The organism is Pseudofrankia coriaricola (assembly GCF_032027725.1).
Classification (GTDB): Bacteria; Actinomycetota; Actinomycetes; order Frankiales; family Frankiaceae; genus Pseudofrankia.
This window is the reverse complement of record NZ_JASNFO010000032.1, coordinates 37,285-59,221: the sequence shown is the minus strand read 5'-3', so window position 1 is coordinate 59,221 and position 21,937 is coordinate 37,285. Positions and strand designations below refer to the sequence as shown.

Below are 21,937 nucleotides of genomic sequence, written 5' to 3'. Positions count from 1 at the left end.
CCGTGATGAGCACGCCGCACACCTCCACGTCCCGCGCCCCAGGCCCCGCCGCCGCGACCACGGCCGCCCGGCCCGCGCAGCCGAACGTCGTCCTGTCCGTCCACGACCTGAACACCACATTCGCCGCCGGGTCGAGGACGTCGAACGTGGTCCGGGGCGTGAGCTTCGACCTGCGCCGCGGCCAGACGCTGATGCTGCTGGGCGAGAGCGGCAGCGGGAAGTCCGTCACGGCACGGTCGATCATGCGGCTGTACGGCCGCAACGCCACGATCACAGGTAGCGTGCGGCTGTCCGGACAGGAGCTGCTGGACCTCTCCGCCGACCGGATGCGCGGCGTCCGTGGGGCGCGGATCGCGCTGGTGCCCCAGGACCCGACCGGTTCCCTGGACCCGCTGCGCCGGATCGGCGCCCAGATCACCGAGGTGCTGGCCCTCCACAACGTGGAACGGCTGCGCCGGGCCGGCCGCCGCCAGGCCGAGGAGCTGCTGCGGCTGGTCGGCATCAACGACCCGAAGCGGGTGGCCGACAGCTACCCGCACGAGCTGTCGGGCGGGATGCGGCAGCGCGCGGTGATCGCCATCGCGGTCAGCTGCGACCCCGAGGTGCTGATCGCCGACGAGCCCACCACCGCGCTCGACGTGACCGTGCAGAAGCAGATCCTGGAACTGTTCGCCGACCTGCAGGACCGGCTCGGCATGGCGACGCTGATGGTCACCCACGACGTGGGCGTCGCGGCGGAGGCCGGCGACCGAGTCGGGGTGATGTACGCCGGCCGCCTCGTCGAGGAGGGCCCGGCCGCGCAGGTCTTCGCCAGCCCGCGGCATCCCTACACGGCCGGCCTGCTGGCGGCGCTGCCCTCGCCCGGCGTTCCCCGCGGGACGCTGCGCTCGATCCCCGGCTCGCCGCCACCGGCCGGCGCGTTCCCGGCCGGCTGCGCGTTCGCGCCGCGGTGCCCGGTGGCGCGGGACTCCTGCCGCACCGACGACCCGCCGCTGGTCGCCGTGGCGCCGGACCGGTCGGTCGCCTGCCCGGTCGTCAATCCCGCGTCGCCGTCCGCCCCGCCGTCCACACCGACAGCCGGCGCCGTGGACATCCCCAGCCCCGCCGCGCCGCCCGCCGACCAGCCGTCGGCACTGTCCAAGGGAGGCCCCCGATGAGCGCCGCCACCACCAGGACGTCCGACCAGACGACGGCCGGGACGACGGCCACGCGGCGGACCGCCCGGTTCCACCGGCCGGGCTGGGCTCGCCGGCCGGGAGCCGCCGCCGGCCCGGCCGGGACACCGGTCTCGCCCTCCGGGGGTGAGAAGCTGCTGGAGGCCATCGGCCTGGGCAAGACGTTCGGCAACGGCGTCCGCGCCGTCGACGACGTCTCGCTCACCGTGGGCCGCGGCGAGACGGTCGGCATCGTCGGCGAGTCCGGCTCTGGGAAGTCGACGACCGCGAAGATGATCCTTGGCCTGCTGGCACCCGACGAGGGCGACGTCTTCTTCGACGGGGTGCCGTTGCGGGGCCTGCCCCGGGCCCGCATGCGGGCCCTGCGGGCGCGCCTTCAGGTCGTGCCGCAGAACCCGCAGACCTCACTGAACCCGCGGCTGACCGTCCGGTCGTCCATCGAGTTCAACCTGCGCGCCCACGGCGCCGAGCGGGTGGCGCGACGGACGATCGTGCCGGAGATGCTCGAGCGGGTCGGCCTGACCCCGACCCACGCCGAGCGCTTCCCGCACGAGCTCTCCGGCGGCCAGCTCCAGCGGGTGGCCATCGCCCGCGCCCTGGCGACCCGGCCCGACCTGGTCGTCTGCGACGAGGCGGTGTCCGCGCTCGACAAGAGCGTGCAGGCGCAGGTGCTCAACCTGCTCGCCGAGCTCCAGGCCGACCTGGGCGTCTCGTTCCTCTTCATCTCCCATGACCTCGCGGTCGTCGAGCACATCGCCGACCAGGTGACGGTGATGTACCTCGGCCGGGTCGTCGAGCAGGGTCCGGCCGCCCAGCTCTGGACGAGCCCCCGGCACGAGTACACCCGCGCCCTGCTCGCCGCGACGCCGGGCCGGGCGTTGGAGGAGGCCGCGGGCAGGGACCGGCCCATGATCCCGGTCCAGCCCAGCGGCGCCGACGGCGGCGCCGCGGGTAGTGGCACCGCCGCCACCACCGGTCAGGCCGCGGCGAGCCGCCCGCCGGGCTGACCCCCCTGACCCGGGTGGCCCACGGCTGGCCGTGACCGGCGGCCACCGACGCCAGGCCACCGCACCCCCCGCGCGCCACATCGCCGCCGCCCGCGCGGCGGTTCCACACCGAGCACGCGATCGGCCATGCCGACCCGCGCCGATCCCGCCATGCCCGCGACCGCCCGGTCGCCCGTCCCCGGCGTGCCCCTGGCGGGTGGCGCCCACCGGGGAACCGCCGGGAGGCGGCCGGCCGTCGGCGCCATCCGCTCACCACGCACGGAAGGACGCACGATGAGCGCACCACGAGGACGAATCCGCGGCTTCGTCCGCCGGCCCACCCCGGACGAGGTCGTCGCGATCGGCGCGAAGGAACACCTGCACCTCACCCCGGCGGAGGCGGAGCTCTACGCCGCCGCGCTCGATCCGATCCTCGCGTCGATCGACCGGATCGACGAGCTGACCCCGCTGGCCACGCCGTTGCGGCACACCGATCGTGACCCGGGCTCGGTGCCGAGCGTCGAGGCGGACCCGTACCACGCCTTCGTGCGGCGCTGCCTGGTCCGCGGCGCCGCGGACGGCCCGCTGGCCCGGCTGCGGGTCGGGGTGAAGGACAACCTGGCCGTCGCCGGGATCCCGATCACCAACTCGTCCCGGACGCTGAGCCACACGCCGACCTCGGACGCGGTGGTGGTCGAGCGGCTGCTCGACGCCGGCGCCGACATCGTCGGCAAGACCAATCTGGACGACTTCTCCACCTCCGGTACCGGTGAGTCCAGCTGGTACGGACCCGCGCGCAACGCGGTCGACCCGGCCCGCTCCGCCGGTGGCTCCTCCGGCGGCAGCGGCTCGGCGGTGCGCTCCGGCGCGGTGGACATCGCCATCGGGGTGGACGAGGGCGGTTCCGCGCGCATCCCGGCGTCCTTCAACGGGGTCGTCAGCATCAAGGCGACCCACGGCCTGGTGCCCTCGCACGGCCTCACCTACATGGACCACACGATCGACTCGGTCTGCCCGATCGCCGCGACGGTGGAGCTGACGGCCCGGGCGCTCGACGTGATGTCCGGCCACGACGACCGCGACCCGCAGTGGGTGCGCGCGCGCCCGGAACCCACCACCTCGGCCGCGACGCTCGGCGACGGGGTGGCCGGCCTGACGATCGGCGTGGTCCGCCAGAGCATCGCCGAGGGGCTGTGCGAGCCCGGTGTGCTGGCCGCCTTCCACGCCTCCTGCGACGCCCTCGCCGCCGCCGGCGCGACCATCACCGAGGTCGACATCCCGTTGTGGAGCGACGCCTGGGCGATCGAGGTCGCGGCGCTGGTCAGCCTGGCCTGGGCGACGGTCCAGACCGACGGGGTCGGCTACGGGCACCTCGGAGAGGTCGACGTCGACCGGGTGCACGGCTTCGGCCTCGTCCGCCGGCTGGAGGCGGACTCGTTCCCGCCGTTCTTCAAGATCTGGCTGCTGGCCGGGCGCTACCTGAACGAGCGCTACTTCTCGACGTACTTCGCCAAGGGGCTGAACCTGCGCCGGACGCTGCGCGCCCAGATCGACGAGGCGCTCGCTGGCCGTGACCTGCTGCTGACCCCGACCACGCCGCACGTGGCCCCGGTGCTGCTCGACCGGCCGGCGGGCGACGCGGAGCTGCTCGTGCGCGGCACGACCATGGCCGGGAACACCGCTCCGCTCAACCTCAGCGGCCATCCCGCGCTGGCCGTCCCCAGCGGCGCCGACGCGGACGGCATGCCCACCTCGATCCAGATCATCGGCGCCCACTTCGCCGACGCGCTGACGCTGCGGGCAGGTGCCGTGGTGGAGGCCGCGGTCGGTGTCACCCCGGGTGGCGTACCGGCGCACCCCGTTGCGGCGCTCGCGCTGTGACGGCGCACGTCCGGCCGCCCGCCGTGCCTGCCGGCGTGGGTAGCGCCGCGCAGCCGCCGGCAGGCGGACCGGGCGGCACCGGCCCGGGGCCGGCGCGTGCCGACCAGACGGCACCAGAGCAGGCGGCACCGGACGGGACGGGCAGCGACCGGATCCGACTGGCCGGTGCGCGGCGGCGCTTCTACGGGGTCATCCTGGTCTCCGGCGTGGGCTTCGGACTGACCTCGCCCTTCACCTCCCTGTTCGCTCTCCAGCTCGGGGCGAACGACGTCATCGCCGGCTTCATCGTGTCGTCCATCGCGATCTCCCTGCTGCTGGTGGACTTCTTCGGGACCCAGTACGTCCCGAGGCTCGACCCGCGCCGGTCGATCGCGCTGTCGATCGCCGTGTTCGGCGCCGGGTCCTTCGTCTCGGCGGCCGCGCCGTCGTGGGTGATCGTGCTGACCGCCCGGGTCGGCCAGGGCTTTGGCACCGCGCTGTTCCTCGGCAGCGCGCTCCAGCTCGCCGTGCGGCTGGCCGATCCCGGGCGCGCGGGCGAGACGATCGGCGCCTTCAACGCCGTCTGGTTCGTCGGGGTGAGCAGCGGACCGCTCGTCGGCGGCGCCATCGCGAGCTCGCTGGGCGGCGGCACGCCCGGCCTGCGCCTGCTGTTCGCGGTCTGCGGCGCGGCGAACCTGGTCGGCGCCACGGTGGCCTGGATCTACCTGCCGCGGCTGGGGCGGATCGGGGTGCCGCAGTTCGGCCTGCCCCGGGCGGTGGGCGTGCGGGGCGCCCGTGGCGCGGGCGTGCTGTGGCTCGCCGGGCTTGGCCAGGCGATCCGGGCCGGTTTGGCGCTCACGCTGATTCCGCTGCTGGGCGGGCGCGAACTCGGCATGGACACGTTCATGCTGGGCGCGGCCCTGTTCGCGCTGGCGGTCACCGACATCCTGGCGATGACCGGCAGCGGACGCTGGGCCGACCGGGTCGGTCGGCGCCGGCCGCTGGCGCTGGCGCTGGCCTGGGGCGTGGTGGCGACGCTCTTCCTCGCCTCCGCCCAGAGCCACGCGGTGTTCGTCGTCGGCTGCCTCGCCGTCGGCATCACGATCGGCACCATCTGGGTACTGCCGGCGACGATGACCGTCGACATCGCGCAGGACCCGGAGGCCGCGCTCGCCAGCTACCGATTCTGCTCGGACCTCGGCATGCTCGCCGGCGGCCTGCTCGCCGGCGCCGGGATCGGGCTGGCCGGCGAGCGGGGCGCGATGGTCGGCGCCGCCGGCCTGCTCGTCCTGGGACTTCTGATCACCATCGCGGTGGGAGAGACGGCGCACCGGCGCACCCGCGCCGACGCCGCCGATCCCATCGGCTCCGACGATCTACCGGCGCCCGCGGGTCCGGCGGCCACCCCGCCGCTCGCCCCGCCGCTCGCCTCGGCGCTGCTGCCGGTCTGCGCCCCCGTGCCCTTGATGCGACCGGCGCCGGACCAGCTGTGGCCGGCGACCTCAGCCCATCTCACCACGGTGCCGGCCGCCGCGGCGGCGCACCCTCCGACCACGGCACATCGCCCGGCCACCCATACCCAGGAGATCATCGTGCTGCTTCCCAGCCTCGACGACTTCGCCGTGATCGCGGCGAGCCAGGGCATCAGCCTGCGGCCGGAACGCCTGACGCAGGCCCACGCGGCCCAGGCCGCGATGTGGCCGGGGCTGGAGCGGCTGCGCGCGCTGCCGGTGCCGTTCCTCGGCACGGTGCCGGAACCGGCGACCGCGCTGCGTTGGATCGAGAGCGGCGGACGGTCGGCATGACCGAGCTGTGCGAGCTGACCGCGAGTGAACTGCTGGCCGCCTACGCGGCCGGCGAGGCCACCCCGTCGGAGGCTGTGCGGTCGTGCCTTGCCCGTATTGAGGAGGTCGAGCCGCGGATCAACGCCGTCCTGCTCACGCTGGCCGAGTCAGCGCTGGCCGCGGCCGCGGAGTCGGACGCGCGCTGGGCACAGGGACGCGCGCGGCCGCTGGAAGGCGTGCCGTACGGGCTCAAGGACATCGTCGCGACCGCCGGTATCACGACCACCGGGGGCTCCGCCCTCTACCGCGACCACGTACCCGACGAGGACGCGGCCCTGGCGGCCCGGCTGCGGGAGGCCGGCGGCATCCTGCTCGCCAAGCTGGCGACGTTCGAGTTCGCCTGCGGCGGCGCGGTGAACCGCACCTTCGGCGCCACCCGCAACCCCTGGGACACCGACCGCACCGCGGGCGGCTCGTCGTCCGGCTCCGGCGCGGCCGTCGCGGCCCGGGAGATGCCGCTGGCCATTGGCACCGACACCGCGGGCTCTATCCGCATCCCGAGCGCGTTCTGCGGCCTCACCGGGCTGAAGGCCACCTACGGCCGGGTGCCCCGGCACGGCGTGATGGGCCTGTCGTGGACGCTCGATCACGCCGGCCCGATGGCCCGCAGCGCGGTGGACTGCGCGCTGATGCTGGCGGCCATCGCCGGCCCCGACCCACGCGACCCGACGTCGTTCGACGCCGAGCTCGGCGACCTCGTCGGCGCGACCACGGCGCCGGTCGACGGGCTGCGGCTCGGGCGGGTGCGCGGCTATCTGGAGGACCTCTTCCACCCGCCGCTGGCCGCCGCGTACGAGCAGGCGCTCGCCGAGTTCACCGAGCTGGGCGTGACCGTGGTCGACGTCGAGCTGCCGAGCGCCGACCTGATCGAGCCGGCGACCTGGGCGATCGTCTACGCCGAGATGCTCTCGCTGCACGAGGGGCATCTGGCCGGTATCGAGGACCGGGACGAGATGGGCGCGTCACTGCTCGGTGCCGCGCCGTTCGTCTCGGCCGCCGACTACCTGCGCGCGCTGCGGCTGCGGCCGCTGTTCCAGCGCGAGCTGGAGGCGGCCCTCGCCGGCTGCGACGCGCTCGTGCTGCCCGGCCACACGGCGCTGCCGCCGCGGATCGCCGAGGCGATGACCGCGCAGGTCGGCGACGCGACGTTGCCCTGGCTCGACGTCTTCTGCCGCACCCAGGCGCCGTTCAACCTGACCGGCTGCCCCGCGCTCGTCCTGCCCACGGCACTGGTCGAGGGCATGCCGACGAGCGTCCAGCTCGCCGGCCGCCCGTTCGACGAGGCCACCCTCCTGCGTCTCGGTGCCGCCTACCAGCGGGCCACCGAGCACCACACGCCGCGGCCACCGGTGCTGCGCGGCTGACCCTGCCCCCTTCCGCACCACCTGGCATCACCCGGCCCGACACCTCCGTGGGCCGGACAGCCCGCACGTCAGCAGCAGCACGCCAGCGAAGGAAAGGTGCATGTCCATAACTGTCAGGGGGCGCCATGGGCGCCCTACGCGGCGGGGCGTCGCCGTCGCGATAGCACTCGTCACGTCACTCGTGGTCGCGGCGTGTGGCGGTGGCGGCGGCGGTGGCGGATCCACCAGCGCCACCGGCGGGAACGTGCTCGTCATCGGCATGACCGCGTCGAACATTCCGCTGCTGGACACCGGCATGGCGCAGAGCGAGGGCGGCGAGGGCCAGCGGTTCGTCGGCTTCCAGCTCTACGACGCACTCACCAAGTACGACCTGCGCCAGGGCACCTCGGCGCCGAAGCTGGTGCCCGGTCTCGCGGAGTCGTGGGAGCCGAACGCCGACCTCTCCAGCTGGACGTTCAAGCTGCGCCCCGGCGTCACCTTCCACGACGGCACGGCATGGAACGCCGACGCGGCGGTCTTCAACATCGAGCGCTACGCGATCAAGGACAGCCCGAACTTCTACCAGCCGCTGAACGCGCAGGCCGGCCTCTCCGTCTCCGGCATCAAGGCGGTCAGCAAGGTCGACGACATGACGATCCGGATCGACACCAAGGGTCCGTGGTCGTACTTCCCGTACGACGCCGCGCTGATCGTGATGGGCAGCCCGACCGCCATCAAGAAGCTCGGCCCCGAGGGCTTCGCCCAGCACCCGGTTGGCACCGGGCCCTTCAAGTTCGTCTCGGTGACCCGCGGCCAGCGGCTGGAACTGGCGGCCAACGAGAACTACTGGGGCGGCCGGCCGAAGCTCGACAAGCTCATCCTGCGGCCGATCCCGGACACCACGGCACGCGTCGCGGCGCTGCGCTCGGGCGAGGTCAACTGGATCGAGGTGCCGCCGCCGGACGACGTGTCCAGCCTGAAGTCCGAGGGCTTCCAGATCCTGACCAACTCGTACGACCACATCTGGCCATGGGTCTTCAACGTCACCAAGAAGCCCTGGAACGACGTGCGGGTGCGGCAGGCGGCGAACTACGCCATCAACCGCGAGTCGCTGTCAAAGGACATTCTCGCGGACACCGGCGAGCCGGCCAACCAGGTCGTGCCGCGGGCGAACCCCGCGTACAAGGCGGCCGACGACTACTACTCCTATGACCCGGCCAAGGCGAAGCAGCTGCTGGCCGAGGCCGGCTACCCGAACGGGTTCACCACGACCCTGTCCTTCCCGACCAGCGGCTCGGGGAACATGGTGCCGATCCCGATGAACACCGCGCTGCAGGCCGATCTCGCCAAGGTCGGTATCAAGGTCGAGCTGAAGCCCGTCGAGTGGGGTTCGATGCTCACCGACTTCTTCGCCGGCAACATCCCGGGCGGCGCCGACGCGTTGAACATCTCGCTGGCCTTCTTCCAGGAGGGCTTCTGGTACAGCTGGTTCGGCACCGGTTCGACGCTGAACGTCGGCGGGTACTCGAACCCCCGGCTCGACGAGCTGCTCAACCAGGCGAAGACGACGGGTGACATCGACCAGCGTGCCGGGCTCTACGGGGAGATCGGCAAGATCCTCACCACGGACGCGCCCTGGCTCTACGTGGTCAACGACCGGAACCCCCGCGCCCTGGCCGCCGACGTGAAGGGCTTCGTGATGCCGAAGTCCTGGTACATCGACCTGACCACAGTCAGCGTCGGCACCTCCTGATCCGCGCCATCCAGCACCAGTCCCGTCCGCGCCGCTTCTGACGGCCGGACGCCCCGGCGGGCGGCCCGACGCCGCGCCGCCCGCCGGACCCCAGGAGCCGCGGCGTCTTCCGTGCCCTGCCCTGTCCTGTCCCGACGCCGGCCGCGGCCGGCAGCGAAGGAGAGACCGATGTCCGACCTCAGCACCGACGACGCGACCGTCCGGACCCTGCTCGCGATCGCGGGGCTCAAGCCGTCCGAAGAGGAGATCGCCTCGCTGGTCGCCTCTTACCCCGCCGTCCGTGCCTCGATCGACGCCCTCTACGAGGTGGCGGACGTCCGGTACGAGGAGCCGGGGCTGATCTTCCCCGCCGTTCCGACGATGTGACGCCTCGTCCGCCCGCCGGTGGCGCCCGTCCCCCGGGGCGTCGCCGGCGGGCCGCCGGCTCAGCGCGGGCAACCGACCCGGGGCGGGCCGCGGTGCGGGTGGCCAGGGGCCCTCGCTCCCCAGCCCTGAAAGGACGTGTGATGGACGAGTACCTGACGATCACCGAAGCGGCGGCGGCGCTGCGGTCCGGTGCTACCACCAGTGTGGCGCTGACCAGCGCCTGCTTCGCGGCAGCCGACGCCCATGACGGTGCCCTCGGCGTCTACCTGGCCCGGTTCGACGAGCTGGCGCTGGCGGCGGCGGCGAAGGCGGACGAGGAGCTGGCCGCCGGCGTCGACCGCGGCCCGTTGCATGGCATCCCTCTCGGCGTCAAGGACATCATCGCCGCGGAGGGTGGCCCGACCACCGCGCAGAGCCTTATCCTGGACCCCGCCTGGGGCGAGGGGATCGGCGACGCCGTCGTCGTCGCCCGGCTGCGCGCCGCCGGCGCCGTCATCACCGGCAAGAGCAGCACCATGGAGTTCGCCACCGGGATGCCCGACCCCGAGAAGCCGTTCCCGATCCCGCGCAACCCGTGGAACCCTGAGCACTGGGCCGGCGGATCCAGCTCCGGCACCGGCAGCGGGGTAGCCGCCGGGATGTTCCTCGGCGGGCTCGGCACCGACACCGGCGGCTCGATCCGCTGCCCGTCAGCCTTCAACGGGATCACCGGGCTGAAGCAGACGTTCGGCCGGGTCCCGAAGTCCGGCTGCGTGCCGCTGGGCTACAGCTACGACCACATCGGACCGATGGCTCGCAGCGCCCGGGACTGCGCCATCATGCTCGGGGTCCTGGCGGGGCACGACCCGTCCGACGCGACCAGCGTCGACATGCCGGTACCCGACTACACCGCCGGCCTGACCGGTTCGCTCGAGGGCGTGCGCATCGGCGTCGACCTGCTCGAGGACCACGCGCGCAACCCGGCCGACCCGGTGCTCGACGGACGCATCGCCGCCGCGCTGGAGGTGCTGCGGGAGGCCGGCGCCACCCTGATCCCGCTACGCCTGCCGTTCTACCGCGAGGCGCGCGACGCAACGATCATCGGCGCGATGGCGGAGGCGCTGGCCTACCACCGCACGGACCTCGCCGGCCGGTGGGCCGACTACGGCGCCGCCACCCGGGCGATCGTCGCCACCGGAACGTTCGTCACCGGCGCGGACTATGTGCAGGTGCAGCGGTTCCGCCGGCACCTGTGCCGGGAGGTCGCGACGCTGTTCGGCGACGTCGACCTCATCGCGACGCCCACCGCGGCCGCGGGCGCGCCCCGCATCGACGAGCTGGGCGCCGACGCCGTCCTGGGCAACCTGCACACGCAGTACTGGAACAGCACCGGCCATCCCGCGCTCTCCATCCCGATCGGGCTCGGCGCGACCGGGCTTCCGCTGGCGCTCCAGCTCGTCGGCCGGCCCTTCGGCGAGCTCGCCGTGCTGGACGCCGGGCACGCCGTCCAGCGACGCACCGACTGGCACCTGGCCCGTCCACCGCTGGCCGCCCCCGTGGCGGTGGCGTCCTGACACCCGACCGACCCCACCCAGCCTGTTCCGCTCTCATCTCCGGGCACCCGCCCTCCCAGTCCGTCCGTCCTCCGACGCATCCGCATCTCCGACGAAGGAGCCCGTAGCCATGACGAGGTACCTGACCATCGCTGACGCGGCGGCCGCGCTGCGGTCCGGCGCGACCACCAGCGTCGCGTTGACCCAGGCGTGTATCGACGCCGCCGACCGGCTGGACGGAAAGATCGGAACCTACATCGTCCGGTTTGACGAGCTGGCGCTGGCGGCGGCGGCGAAGGCGGACGAGGAGCTGGCCGCCGGCGTCGACCGCGGCCCGTTGCATGGGATCCCTCTGGGCGTCAAGGACATCATCGCCGCGGAGGGTGGCCCGACCACCGCGCAGAGCCTCATCCTGGACCCCGCCTGGGGCGAGGGGATCGGCGACGCCGTCGTCGTCGCCCGGCTGCGCGCCGCCGGCGCCGTCATCACCGGCAAGACGACGACCTTCGAGTTCGCGATCGGTGTGCCCGACGACGAGAAGCCGTTCCCGATCCCGCGCAACCCGTGGGACGTCACCCGCACGCCGGGTGGCTCCAGCTCGGGCACCGGCAACGGCGTCGCGGCCGGGATGTTCCTCGGCGGGCTCGGCACCGACACCGGCGGCTCGATCCGCTGCCCGGCGGCGTTCAACGGCATCACCGGGATGAAGCAGACCTTTGGCCGGGTGCCGAAGTCGGGCTGCACCCCGCTCGGCTACAGCTACGACCACATCGGACCGATGGCCCGCAGCGCCTACGACTGCGCCGTCATGCTCGGGGTCATGGCGGGGCACGACCCGTCCGACGCGACCAGCGTCGACGTACCGGTACCCGACTACGCCGCCGCGCTGACCGGCTCGCTCGAGGGCGTGCGCATCGGCCTGGACATGCTTGACGGCCTTCTCGACATCGAGCCCGACCCGGCGCTGGCCGGGCTGATGCAGGCCGCCGTCGCGGTGCTGACCGCCGCGGGCGCCGAGGTCGTGCCGGTGCGCATCCCCCTCTACCGTGAGCTGTTCACCGCCACCATGACGGGCCTCGGGCACGAGGCGCTGGCCTACCACCGGGGCGACCTCGTCAGCCGCTGGGCCGACTATGGCCGGGGCGCCCGGCTGTCCATCGGCGCCGCGGCGCTTACCAGCGGTGCCGACTATGTCCAGGTCCAGCGGGTGCGCCGGGTCGGGCAGCGCCGGATGGCCGAGCTGTTCACCGACCTCGACCTCGTCCTCACCCCGACCGCGGTGCGCGGTGCGCCGCGGATCGCCGGGACGGGGCTCGACGAGCTGCTGCAGGTGGTGCAGACCGGGGTCTGGAACGCGGTGGGCTACCCCGCCCTCTCGCTGCCGATCGGCTTCGGCGAGGGCGGCCTGCCGCTGTCGCTGCAGCTCGCCGGCCGGCCGTTCGAGGAGGCGGCCGTTTTCAACGCCGGCCACGCCTACCAGCTTGCGACCGACTGGCACCTGAAGGTTCCGCCGATCGTCTCGGCGGCGGAGCCCGCGTTCGCCTGACGTAGTCAGGCGTTCCCAGGCCTACCGTTCCCAGGCCTACCGTTCCCAGGCCTACCGTTCCCAGGCCTACCGTTCCCAGGCCTACCGTTCCCAGGCCTACCGATCCGGCACTGACGCCGTCGATGCGCCACCGCCACCGCCACCGCCACCGCCATCGTCACCGTCCGTTCGGGCGCCGGCCCGAACGGACGGCCGGACGCATCGCGGCGCACCCAGGTCGTCGACGCGCCGGGCCCCGAACGCCGGCGGTGTTCCGTGTTCCGCACCCCTCGTCCCACACCGCCCGCCCAAGGGAGTTCACGACGTCATGACCGACCACCCCAGCACGCTGACGATCAGCGACGCGGCGGCCGCCCTGCGGTCCGGCGCGACCACCAGCGTCGCCCTGACCCAGGCGTCGATCGACGCCGCCGACCGTCACGACGCGGACCTCGGCGTCTACCTGGCCCGGTTTGACGAGCTGGCGCTGGCGGCGGCGGCGAAGGCGGACGAGGAGCTGGCCGCCGGCGTCGACCGCGGCCCGTTGCATGGGATCCCTCTGGGCGTCAAGGACATCATCGCCGCGGAGGGTGGCCCGACCACCGCGCAGAGCCTCATCCTGGACCCCGCCTGGGGCGAGGGGATCGGCGACGCCGTCGTCGTCGCCCGGCTGCGCGCCGCCGGCGCCGTCATCACCGGCAAGACGACGACGTCCGAGTTCGCCACCGGGATGCCCGACCCCGAGAAGCCGTTCCCGATCCCGCGCAACCCGTGGAACCCCGCGGCGAGCCCCGGCGGCTCCAGCGCCGGCACCGGCAACGGGGTGGCGGCCGGCGTGATCCTCGGCGGGCTCGGCACGGACACCGGCGGCTCGGTCCGGCTGCCCGCCGCGTGGTGTGGCATCTCCGGGATGAAGCAGACGTTCGGCCGGGTGCCGAAGTCCGGCTGCGTGCCGCTGGGCTACAGCTACGACCACATCGGACCGATGGCCCGCAGCGCTCACGACTGCGCGCTGCTGCTCCAGGTGATGGCCGGGTTCGACCCGTCCGACGCGACCAGCGTCGACGTGCCGGTACCCGACTACACCGCCGGCCTGACCGGCTCGCTCGAAGGCGTGCGCATCGGCGTCGACCTGCTCGCCGGCGTGGCCGAGACCGACCCGGCCCTGCCGGCGGCGATGGCCGCGGCGCTCGACGAGCTCGCCGCCGCGGGCGCGACGCTCGTCCCCGTCTCGCTGCCGCTCTACCAGGAGCTCACCGACGCGACGATGATCGGCCTCTACGGCGAGGCGCTCGCGTACCACCGCGGGGACCTGGCCGGTCGGTGGGCCGACTACGGGGCCGGCGCGCGGCGGATGCTCGCCGTCGGCACGCTGGTGACCGGGGCCGACTTCGTCACGATCCAGCGGGTGCGCCGGGTCGGGCAGCGCCGGATGGCCGAGCTGTTCACCGACGTCGACCTGGTCGTAACCCCGAGCACCGCGGTCGCCGCGCCGCCGATCGATCTGACCGAGACGGTCCTCAGCATCGCGCCGATCTTCACTCCGATCTGGAACGCGACGGGTCACCCCGCGCTGTGCGTGCCGGCCGGGTTCAGCGCGACGGGGCTGCCGCTGTCGATGCAGATCGTCGGCCGACCGTTCGACGACGCGGCCGTGCTCGCCACCGGCTTCGCCTACCAGCAGCGCACCGACTGGCACCTGCGGGTGCCGCCGCTGGTGACCCGCACTCCGACGGCGGCATCGGCGACCTCCCGGGGGTGACCGCGCGGCGCGGGACCGTCGGGCGGTCTTGGACTCGTCGGTCAGGAGCGCATGGGCGCTGAGCCCCATCCCCGCCTACCCGTCGGCGGGGACCCGCGGAAGGGCCGGGGTGGAGGAGCGGGTGGAAGCGCGACGCGGCTGTCAGAGTCGGTAGAGCTTGCGGGCGTTCTCGCCGAGGATCTTGGCCTTCGCCTCGGGCGAGATCGTGTTCATCTTGTCCTCGACGGCCTCGAGCGGGCCGGGGTAGAGGCAGGTCGGGTGCGGGAAGTCGGTCTCGAACAGGATGCGGTCCTCGCCGACCGCCTCGACGAGCGCCGGCAGCCTGCCCTGGTTCTTCTCGAACCAGAACGTCGCGTAGATGTTGCTCTTGAAGTATTCCGACGGCATTTTCTTCATCCCCGCCAGCTGGCGGGGCGCGTTCTCGCTCATCTCGTAGTCGAGCGTCTCGAGAATGAACGGGATCCAGCCGACACCGCTTTCCACCGACACGGTCTGCAGGCCGGGATGCCGGTCGAAGATGCCGGAGAGAATCAGGTTCGTCACCACCCGGGCATTGCCGATGAACAGCAGCGTGCCGCCGATGGCGAGCTTGGTGTTGGCGTCGTGTGACGGCCACGGGTACTTGCCGTAGAACGTCATGCCGGTGACGCTCGCGCCGATGTGGAAATGCACCGGCAGGTGGAGCTCGGTGCAGACCTCCCAGAAGGGGTCCCAGGCCGGGTCGCCGAGATCGGGGGAGCCGAGGTCCTGCGGGTCCGAGGTCATGTTCACGCCGCGTGCGCCCAGCCCGGCCACCCGGCGCGCCTCGCTGACGCAGGTGTCGATGTCCCAGGCCGGCATCAGCGGGAGCGGGAGCAGCCGGTTGCCGGACTGCTCCTGGATCTCGGCCATCTGGTCGTTGTAGATCTGGATGGTCAGCCTGGTGAGCTCGGCGTCGTCGACCGATCCCAGGTCCTGGCCGCCGAGGCCGATGGTGCTGGGGAAGATGATCTGCGCGTCGATGCCGAGATCGTCGAGGACGCCGATGCGGACCTTGGGGTCGTGCGCGCCCAGGTGGATCTCGTCGAAGGTCCAGTGGAACAGGGCCTTGTCGGCCTCTTCCTTGGAGCCGTCGCGGGCGATGACGCCGCCCGGGCTGAACCGGCCCATGGCGTGGCCGTCCATGACCCAGGTCGGCACCCCGTTCACGTCGCGTGGCTGGGGTACACGGTCTTTGTAGGCGGCTGGCGCGCGGCTGGTGAAAAGATCGGCTCGTTCGGACCAGTGGGAGTCGGCGTCTACGATAAATAAGCCGTCCTTTGACATAGACATCAATGTTAGATTCTCCCCATGGCATACGCAACCGTAGACGGTTTATCGATCTCCTATGAGATCGTCGGCTCGGGCGACGGTCAGGCATGGGCGGTCACGCCCGGTGGCCGTTACAGCAAGGACACGCCCGGTATCCGTGAGCTGGCCACGGCACTCGCCGAGGGCACCGGCGGGCGCGCACTGATCTGGGACCGGCCCAACACCGGAGCCTCGGATGTGTGTTTCACCGGCGAATCCGAGTCCCAGATGCAGGCCGACGCCCTGGGTGGCCTGATCCGTCAGCTCGGGCTCGGGCCGACGGTCATCGCCGGCGGTTCCGGCGGCTCCCGGGTCTCGATGCTGACCGCGGCCCGCCACCGTGACATCGCCGCGGGGCTTGCGATCTGGTGGATCAGCGGCGGTGTCTACGGGCTGATGAGCCTAGGCGTGCACTACTGCTCCGGTTCGTTCGTCGCGGCGTGGAACGGTGGTATGGAGGCTGTTGCCGCGCTGCCCGAGTGGGCTGAGGTCATCGAGGCCAACCCGGGCAACCGTCAGCGCATCCTCGACCAGGACCCGCAGACGTTCATGGCCGCCCTGGAGCGCTGGATGGCGGTCTACTGCCCCGACGACACCGCGCTGGTCCCTGGCCTGTCGGACGAGGAGGCCGCCAAGCTCGACCTGCCCACGCTGGTGCTCCGCAGCGGCGAGAGCGACATCCACCACCGCCGCGAGACGTCCGAGAAGATCGCCGCGGCGCTGCCGAACGCCGTGCTGCGCGAGCCCCCGTGGGGCGACACCGAGTGGGCCGACCGCCACACCCCCGAGGCGGTCAAGGAGGGCCTGTTCGCCCGTTGGCCGCTGCTCGCCCCGCAACTTCTCGACTGGTACCGCGAGACGAAGATCTGAGCGGTTCTCGAACAGGTACCAGGCTCGCCGCCACGGGGCCTCTGGAGACCGGTGCGCACCGGTCTCCAGAGTGGCGGCGTCTTCGGCGTCTTTCGCCGGCGCGAGAGCGACGCCGGGAGAGGAACGGGTGTTGTATGGCGGCGCCGCTGCGGGTGGGATTCCTCGACGATCTGACGGATGCGCCGCCGAGCCCGACGGACATCGAGTACTGGCTGCGGCTCGCGGCCGACGAGTACCGCGCGGCCGGCCGGCTGGACCGGGATGTCGAGATCGTCGGGTCGCACGGGCTCGGGCTCCCGAGCGGGACCGCGGCCGCGGTAGAGCGGGCGTTCGCCCGGCTCGTCGACGCCGACGTGCTGCTCGTCGTCGGCCCGGCGATCGGCGACAACGCGCTCGTGGCCACCCCGCTCGCCGAGCGGCACCGGATCCCGACCATCAACTGGGCCGGCACGGAGCGGGCCCGTGGGGACTGGATGTTCCACCTGCAGGTCGGCTCGCACGAGGACGAGAGCGTCGTGCTCGCCCGGCACCTGGCGGACCTCGGCGCGCGCCGGGTGGGCATCGCCTACGACCGGTCCCCGATCGGGCGGCGCTACCTGCACTACCTGACGGCCGAGGCGGAGATCATCGGGCTCGCCGTGGCCGCGACGGTCGGGCTGGCCCCGCTCACCGAGGACGCGGCCGCGCAGGTCGGCGAGGTGCTCGACGCGAAGGTGGACGGGCTCGTCTACCTCGGGCTCGGCCGGTCGGCGTCGGCGGTGGCCCGGGCGGCGGCGGGCGCCGGCTGGGACGGACCTCGGGTGATGAACTCCGCGGGGATGTTCGGCCGGCAGCCCGAGGTCGGCCGGGCACTCGACGGCTGGGTGTACATCGACATGTACTCCGACGGGAACGCGACGCTGGCCGCGCTGCTCGAACGCCTGGCGGTCCCGCCGGCGCGGGCCGCCGCGGCGGCGAAGGGCTTCGACCTGGCCCGCCTGGCCGTCGAGGGCCTGGCCCGCGCGCCCGAGCTGACCCGGGCCGGCGTCCGCGAGGGCCTGGAACAGATCAAGTGGCTCCCCGCCGCCGAAGGTCAGGACGGCACCCAGCTCTCCTTCGGCCACCACGACCGCGGCGCCCTGCACGGCCGATACCTCGTCCTGCGCCGCTGGTCCGCCGGCGACTCCGTCGAGGTCCGCTGAGGGCGCCCGCGGCCACGGACGCCCCCAGTCTCATCCGAGGGTCCGCCGGTGGCCGCGCCGGTCAGGAGATCATTTCGATCGCCGGTGGATGCCAGGCGTTGGTCAGCGCGGGCTCGGTGGGGATATACGCGCGGATCATCAGGTTGACGGGCCCGTCCGGCGCGGGCAGCCAGTTGGCGGTATGCCCGGCCGGCGGGGTCGCCGAGAGGTAGATGTCGATCGAGCCGTCCGCATTCACGGTGAGATCACTGCGATCCCCGAGGGCATAGCGTCGGAGCGTGTTCGGGACGAGGAACATCTCCTCGTCGTACATCGTCACCGACCAGAACCCGGCGGCGTCGACGGGTGGCAGCTGTCCGGCGCCAAAGCGCATCCGGTAGGTGTGGGCGCCGGTGAGCGGCTCGCCGTCGAGGTCGGGGCCGGACCAGTAGTAGAGCGATTCCTGCGGAACGTTCGCCCCGAGTCCGACGACGGCGACCGCCGAGCGCACCAGGTAGTCGGTGCCGTAGGTGCCGCCGTTGAAGCTTCCCAGCCAGCTGCCGGACGGGACGAGGACGTTCTCGGCCGCGGCCTGGACCTCGGCTTCGCCCGCAGTGACGCCGGCTTCGAGCGCGGCGACGGTCGCGGGGTCCCCTGTCGACGGAGTCGTACCGGGGACGACGCCGATGCTGGCGAGCGCGGCGAGCGCGGGATCGTCCGCGGCCGGCGGCGGATCCGCGGCGAGCACCGCGGCGAGCTCGTCGAAGAACTCCGCGCCGCCGTCGTTCGGGGTCTGCGGGTCAGGCGGGTTCGCGCAGTCCACTGGGGGCAGCGCGGGCGGAACCGGCCCGGACGCGCCGAGGCCGCTCGTCGCCACGGTGTACTGGCGCTGGACGGCACGCGCGGCGGACAGGTCCTCGTCGCCGTTCACCAGGGTGCGGCCCAACGCCCACACATCCCAGCTCGGCGCGGCGACCGCGGTGGTGCCGGCGGGCACGGTGCCGTTCCAGCCGGGCGGAGTGATCAGATAGTTCCCGGGCTGTGACCCGTTCAGCCGGGTGCCGATGTCGGCGAAGACATTGGAGTAGATGTCCAGCAGCTCGAACACCACATAGCGGTCGGTCGTGTCGGGCAGCGTCAGCTGGACCGGCCCCTCGCGCAGGTCCAACCAGGCGACCGAGTAGAGCGTGTCGACGTTCGGTGCCACCACACTCTGGCTCAGCGGAGTGGACAGGACGGGAACGTTGAGGAGCGCGTTCGTGCCGCTGTGACAGACGTGGTCCGCGCGGGTTCGGGCCATCGCCACCGGGCTGTAGCCGTAGACGTAGCCATCCGCGGCGGTCTCCTCGGCCGAGCCGGCTGGCGCTGCCGAGCCGGTCGGAATATTTGTCGCGGTTGCCGCGGCGGATGCGACGGTGGGCGCCGGTGCTGTCGCCGATGACGTCGCCGGCGCCAGGTATCCCAGCGGAGCCGCGTGCGGAGCCGACGCGTCGCCGGCCGCGTGGGTCCGTCCGGCGACGCCCGCCGCCGCCATCGTCAACGCGACCACCCCTGTCGCCGCCAGTCCGACGACGACGGGACCGCGTGTTCGGAGTCTCCGTCGACGGGGTGACGAGGCACCTCCCCGTGCTCGTCCGTGCCCCGATCCGACCTGCCACCGGTCCAGCATCCGCGCTCCCATCCTCGGCGACGCCGTCGCACGAAGCCTTCGCCGCGATCGTGTGAACCGCGTATGGCCGCGGCCGGAAACGCATGTGGCCACAGACAGGAACGACACGACGAGAGAACCGGCCTGGGCGCGGACGGCGGTCGCACCTGCCGCATCACGGCGCCGCGTAGCAGGCCCGGGCCAGCGTCGTCGCGCTGCGTGCCGCCTCGTCGAACGGCTCGAGCGTCCCGGCGGCGCGGCACAGAACATGGGCGCCTTCGAGCAGCATGATGAGCGCCGTAGCGAGGCCGGCCGCCTCATCGCCGCGGTCGGCCAGGCCGGGCGGCTCGCCGACGCCTGACGGCCCGCGAGCCCGGGCCCCTGCCGCCGCGCACGGGGTCCGGGCGAACGGCTCGGTCAGCACCGCCGGCCGGAGCCTCCGGCCGGTCCGCGGGCCGTCGCCGCGGCTCGGGCCCGGTTCACGTCGCGGATGACTACTGGACGGTCCCGGGTCAGGTGCGCGCCGCATGGGCGTTCGTCGTCGTTGCTTGGCTGGTGCGGCGTGCCGGCGTCGAGGGCCGACGTCGCCCCGCTGGAGGACCTGTGGAGCGTCGCACCGAAGACTTCCCCGCCGAGGATCCGACCGCCGAGGACCTGGCCGCGGCGGACCGTCCGGCCGCCGCGCCCCGGCGCGCGATCGGCCGCCGGGGCGTGATCGCGGGCCTGGCCGCCGCGCCCGTCCTCGTCGCCGCGTCCGCCTCGGCCGCCGCCGCGACCGGGTCGGGCCTGGCCGGCGGGCAGGGGGCGCCGGGCCGGCCCGCGACGCTGGTGATCGGGCACCGCGGCGCGTCCGGCTACCGCCCGGAGCACACCCTGGCCTCATACGAGCTGGCCGCCCGGCTGGGCGCCGACTTCGTCGAGCCGGACCTGGTCGTCACGAAGGACGGCCACCTCGTCTGCCGGCACGAGCCCGAGATCGGCGGCACGACCAACGTCGCCGACCACCCGGAGTTCGCCGCCCGCAAGGTGACGAAGACGCTCGACGGTGTTGCCCTGACCGGCTGGTTCACCGAGGACTTCACGCTCGCCGAGCTCAAGACGCTGCGGGCCAAGGAGCGGATCCCGGACGTCCGCCAGCACAACACGCTCTACAACGGCCGCTTCGAGATTCCCACGCTGATGGAGGTGCTCGACCTGCGCAAGCGCCTGTCGGCGGAGCTCGGCCGTCAGATCGGCGTCTACCCGGAGACCAAGCACCCGACCTACTTCCAGAAGGCCGGGCTCGCGCTGGAGAAGCGGCTGCTGGACACGCTGGTCCGCTACGGCCTCAACGACAAGAACGCGCCCGTGTTCGTGCAGTCCTTCGAGACGAAGAACCTGGGCCAGCTGCGCAAGCTCGGCCTGAAGACCCGCGCCGTGCAGCTCCTCAGCGCCGCCGGCGCCCCGTTCGACCTCGTCGACGCCGGCGACCCGCGCACGTACGCCGACCTGATCACCCCTGCCGGCCTGAAGACGATCGCGACGTACGCGAACGGCATCGGGCCGGACAAGAACCTGATCATCCCGCGGGACGCGGGCGGCAACCTCGCCACCCCGACCACGCTCGTCGCCGACGCGCACAAGGCCGGCCTCGTCCTGCACCCGTACACGTTCCGCGCCGAGAACAGCTTCCTGCCCGCCGACTACCGCGTCGGCACGGTGGCCAGCGACTACGGACGGGCCATCGACGAGCAGGTGACCTTCCTCAAGACCGGCATCGACGGCCTGTTCACCGACAACACCGACGTCGGCATCCTCGCCCGCGCCGCGTTCCTGGGCGGCTGACCGCGCGAGCCTTCCAGCACGATGGCGGCCGGCCGGGACCGTCCACCGGATTCCCGGCCGGCGTGCCATCCGTCAGCGCACGCGTGGCCGGACGGAACCGCCGCCTCCCGCTTGGCGGCCGCCGGCATGCGGCTTACCCGACAGGCCGGACGATGATCCGTACCACGACTCGCTGCCGAGAGCAGGGACATGCCGTCTTCGAGAGGCTGGACGCTGACCCCGCGCTGGGCGCGAGCCTCCTTGCGCCGCCGACCAGCGGCGTCCGGGTCGATCCGGGCCACCATCCGGCGCAGCTTGCGCCGCCACTGCGCCGACGACTTCAGGCGGCTGCCGACCAACATCTGGGCTTCAACTGTGGCGCGCTGCTCGTCGGACAGTGCCTGGGTGGTGTCGTGCAGGGCGAGCAGCCGGGGGTAGTCCAACCGGCCAGCGGTGAGCGCGTCGAGTGCGGCGGGTAGCTGGTGGGCGATGTCCCAGGCCCGGGCCAGTCGGTCGGACAACGCACGCGGCGACTGGCCCAGCTCGGCGGCCAGCTCGTCGGCGAGGAACTCCGAGTAGGGCCCGCCGCCCAGCTCGCCGTCGCCCGCCGGGGCCGGCCGTAGCCGGGCAAGCGCGACCTGTGCCTGGATCGTGAGCCCCTGCAGCCGGGCGGCCAGCCGGGCCAGGCCCGCGACCAGGGCAAACGCCGCCTCCTCCGCGCAGTCCGCCAGCTGGGCCACCGCCACGTCGAAGGCAGCCTCTACCACCGCCAACGGCCCCACCAACCCATCGTCGGTCCCGGCAGCTGTGCCCGTGACCTGGGTGTCAGTACCGGAAGGATCTGAACGGGCCGAAGCACCGGGGCCGCTGGGGGCGGCAGGGGCGGCAGGGGCGGTGGTGTTCGGGAAGTCCGGTAGGCCTGAGGCGTCCAGGCCGGCGGCCGAGGTGCCGGAGGCGGTCGGAAATGCGGAGCGTCCTGCC

General features: G+C 73.1%; 17 protein-coding genes. 13 read left to right on the top strand and 4 right to left on the bottom strand.

All coding sequences use genetic code 11. The annotated features are described in order from the left end of the window. The first annotated feature begins 5 nt into the window (after positions 1–5). The 10 genes from QOZ89_RS17840 to QOZ89_RS17795 all read left to right on the top strand — a co-directional run bounded on the left by QOZ89_RS17840 (position 6) and on the right by QOZ89_RS17795 (position 14,146). Positions 6–1,157, top strand: coding sequence for an ABC transporter ATP-binding protein (locus QOZ89_RS17840; protein ID WP_083419185.1), 1,152 nt, complete (start codon positions 6–8; stop codon positions 1,155–1,157). Further along, on the top strand, positions 1,154–2,182 hold the full coding sequence (locus tag QOZ89_RS17835; protein WP_083419184.1) for an ATP-binding cassette domain-containing protein: 1,029 nt from the start codon (positions 1,154–1,156) through the stop codon (positions 2,180–2,182). The genes QOZ89_RS17840 and QOZ89_RS17835 overlap by 4 nt, the downstream gene beginning before the upstream one ends. Before the next feature lie 273 nt (positions 2,183–2,455). Beyond that, on the top strand, positions 2,456–4,042 hold the full coding sequence (locus tag QOZ89_RS17830; protein ID WP_312624269.1) for an amidase family protein: 1,587 nt from the start codon (positions 2,456–2,458) through the stop codon (positions 4,040–4,042). Further along, positions 4,039–5,826: an MFS transporter gene (locus QOZ89_RS17825; protein WP_312624268.1), complete on the top strand. Its 1,788-nt coding sequence runs from the start codon at positions 4,039–4,041 to the stop codon at positions 5,824–5,826. The genes QOZ89_RS17830 and QOZ89_RS17825 overlap by 4 nt, the downstream gene beginning before the upstream one ends. Continuing rightward, positions 5,823–7,229 carry an amidase gene (locus QOZ89_RS17820; protein ID WP_071050922.1) on the top strand — a complete coding sequence of 469 codons (1,407 nt, stop codon included), beginning with the start codon at positions 5,823–5,825 and terminating at the stop codon, positions 7,227–7,229. Before QOZ89_RS17825 ends, QOZ89_RS17820 begins: the two co-directional genes overlap by 4 nt. A gap of 100 nt (positions 7,230–7,329) precedes the next feature. Further along, entirely contained in the window at positions 7,330–8,961 is a 1,632-nt protein-coding gene (locus QOZ89_RS17815) for an ABC transporter substrate-binding protein (RefSeq protein ID WP_312624267.1), read from the top strand. 168 nt (positions 8,962–9,129) lie between these two features. Continuing rightward, the gene (locus QOZ89_RS17810; protein ID WP_071050921.1) at positions 9,130–9,327 is read left to right on the top strand and encodes a hypothetical protein; all 198 of its coding nucleotides are present in this window, start codon (positions 9,130–9,132) and stop codon (positions 9,325–9,327) included. Between the two features lie 140 nt (positions 9,328–9,467). Beyond that, positions 9,468–10,880 (top strand): amidase, encoded by a 1,413-nt coding sequence (locus QOZ89_RS17805; protein ID WP_312624266.1) that lies wholly within the window; start codon positions 9,468–9,470, stop codon positions 10,878–10,880. 109 nt (positions 10,881–10,989) lie between these two features. Further along, on the top strand, positions 10,990–12,405 hold the full coding sequence (locus tag QOZ89_RS17800) for an amidase (RefSeq protein ID WP_312624265.1): 1,416 nt from the start codon (positions 10,990–10,992) through the stop codon (positions 12,403–12,405). 307 nt (positions 12,406–12,712) lie between these two features. Beyond that, on the top strand, positions 12,713–14,146 hold the full coding sequence (locus QOZ89_RS17795) for an amidase (protein WP_071050908.1): 1,434 nt from the start codon (positions 12,713–12,715) through the stop codon (positions 14,144–14,146). A 141-nt stretch (positions 14,147–14,287) separates the two neighbouring features. Here the strand turns inward: QOZ89_RS17795 and QOZ89_RS17790 are convergent, their stop codons facing one another. After that, positions 14,288–15,451, bottom strand: a complete 1,164-nt coding sequence (locus tag QOZ89_RS17790; protein ID WP_071050907.1) for an amidohydrolase family protein — start codon at positions 15,449–15,451, stop codon at positions 14,288–14,290. A 24-nt stretch (positions 15,452–15,475) separates the two neighbouring features. Between QOZ89_RS17790 and QOZ89_RS17785 the strand changes: the two genes are divergently transcribed. Beyond that, entirely contained in the window at positions 15,476–16,345 is an 870-nt protein-coding gene (locus QOZ89_RS17785) for an alpha/beta fold hydrolase (protein WP_312624264.1), read from the top strand. A gap of 134 nt (positions 16,346–16,479) precedes the next feature. Then, positions 16,480–17,526 (top strand): ABC transporter substrate-binding protein, encoded by a 1,047-nt coding sequence (locus tag QOZ89_RS17780; RefSeq protein WP_312624263.1) that lies wholly within the window; start codon positions 16,480–16,482, stop codon positions 17,524–17,526. Between the two features lie 61 nt (positions 17,527–17,587). Here the strand turns inward: QOZ89_RS17780 and QOZ89_RS17775 are convergent, their stop codons facing one another. Together QOZ89_RS17775 and QOZ89_RS17770 are read right to left on the bottom strand one after the other, a co-directional pair. Beyond that, complete coding sequence (locus QOZ89_RS17775; RefSeq protein ID WP_312624323.1) at positions 17,588–19,039, bottom strand: DUF1254 domain-containing protein; 1,452 nt, start codon at positions 19,037–19,039, stop codon at positions 17,588–17,590. A gap of 289 nt (positions 19,040–19,328) precedes the next feature. Next, positions 19,329–19,577, bottom strand: a complete 249-nt coding sequence (locus tag QOZ89_RS17770) for a hypothetical protein (protein ID WP_071050904.1) — start codon at positions 19,575–19,577, stop codon at positions 19,329–19,331. 272 nt (positions 19,578–19,849) lie between these two features. Between QOZ89_RS17770 and QOZ89_RS17765 the strand changes: the two genes are divergently transcribed. Further along, the gene (locus QOZ89_RS17765) at positions 19,850–20,977 is read left to right on the top strand and encodes a glycerophosphodiester phosphodiesterase (protein WP_312624322.1); all 1,128 of its coding nucleotides are present in this window, start codon (positions 19,850–19,852) and stop codon (positions 20,975–20,977) included. Here QOZ89_RS17765 and QOZ89_RS17760 read toward each other — a convergent pair. Further along, positions 20,863–21,723 carry a DUF222 domain-containing protein gene (locus QOZ89_RS17760; RefSeq protein ID WP_241841976.1) on the bottom strand — a complete coding sequence of 287 codons (861 nt, stop codon included), beginning with the start codon at positions 21,721–21,723 and terminating at the stop codon, positions 20,863–20,865. The genes QOZ89_RS17765 and QOZ89_RS17760 overlap by 115 nt on opposite strands. Positions 21,724–21,937 lie beyond the last annotated feature (214 nt).

Bases quoted from the DNA above. Each gene is read 5' to 3' on its own strand.
- QOZ89_RS17815 (WP_312624267.1), top strand. From the start codon at position 7,330: ATGTCCATAACTGTCAGGGGGCGCCATGGGCGCCCTACGCGGCGGGGC.
- QOZ89_RS17840 (WP_083419185.1), top strand. From the start codon at position 6: ATGAGCACGCCGCACACCTCCACGTCCCGCGCCCCAGGCCCCGCCGCC.
- QOZ89_RS17775 (WP_312624323.1), bottom strand. From the start codon at position 19,039: ATGGCGGCGGCGGGCGTCGCCGGACGGACCCACGCGGCCGGCGACGCG.
- QOZ89_RS17785 (WP_312624264.1), top strand. From the start codon at position 15,476: ATGGCATACGCAACCGTAGACGGTTTATCGATCTCCTATGAGATCGTC.
- QOZ89_RS17810 (WP_071050921.1), top strand. From the start codon at position 9,130: ATGTCCGACCTCAGCACCGACGACGCGACCGTCCGGACCCTGCTCGCG.
- QOZ89_RS17800 (WP_312624265.1), top strand. From the start codon at position 10,990: ATGACGAGGTACCTGACCATCGCTGACGCGGCGGCCGCGCTGCGGTCC.
- QOZ89_RS17835 (WP_083419184.1), top strand. From the start codon at position 1,154: ATGAGCGCCGCCACCACCAGGACGTCCGACCAGACGACGGCCGGGACG.
- QOZ89_RS17830 (WP_312624269.1), top strand. From the start codon at position 2,456: ATGAGCGCACCACGAGGACGAATCCGCGGCTTCGTCCGCCGGCCCACC.
- QOZ89_RS17795 (WP_071050908.1), top strand. From the start codon at position 12,713: ATGACCGACCACCCCAGCACGCTGACGATCAGCGACGCGGCGGCCGCC.
- QOZ89_RS17790 (WP_071050907.1), bottom strand. From the start codon at position 15,451: ATGTCAAAGGACGGCTTATTTATCGTAGACGCCGACTCCCACTGGTCC.
- QOZ89_RS17820 (WP_071050922.1), top strand. From the start codon at position 5,823: ATGACCGAGCTGTGCGAGCTGACCGCGAGTGAACTGCTGGCCGCCTAC.
- QOZ89_RS17805 (WP_312624266.1), top strand. From the start codon at position 9,468: ATGGACGAGTACCTGACGATCACCGAAGCGGCGGCGGCGCTGCGGTCC.
- QOZ89_RS17780 (WP_312624263.1), top strand. From the start codon at position 16,480: ATGGCGGCGCCGCTGCGGGTGGGATTCCTCGACGATCTGACGGATGCG.